Here is a 302-nt window from a genome sequence, read left to right on the forward strand (position 1 = left end):
CGCATTCCAGCCGGCACCCGACCGACGGCGAGCGGCGAGCAAGAGCAGGATCCGCACCGGTGATGGGACTCGCAGAAGCACCGTCAGCACCGCCAGTGCGCAGAACGCCGCCAGCACCGTGACCGTGAGTTCGCATTCCGTGCCGCATTCCTCCGGGAGGACCGGCGGGGTCCCCGATTCAGCCAAGGAGCTGCTGGACAGCATGGACACCGTCTCGGCACCCATCACCGTTGACGCGGGATCGCCTGCGGCATGGGCCACCGCCGGCGTTGTGGGCGGCGCCGCGGACGTCACGACCGCAT

The 302-nt window shown here is 69.9% G+C and carries 1 protein-coding gene; it reads right to left on the minus strand.

The genetic code is table 11. The features are described from left to right. Positions 1-204, minus strand: a 204-nt coding sequence (locus KVT44_RS55925) for a hypothetical protein (RefSeq protein ID WP_217576950.1), incomplete at its 3' end; no start/stop codon positions are given. Between the last annotated feature and the right edge of the window lie 98 nt (positions 205-302).

Source organism: Streptomyces sp. GbtcB7, assembly GCF_019091445.1.
Classification (GTDB): domain Bacteria; phylum Actinomycetota; class Actinomycetes; order Streptomycetales; family Streptomycetaceae; genus Streptomyces; species Streptomyces mirabilis.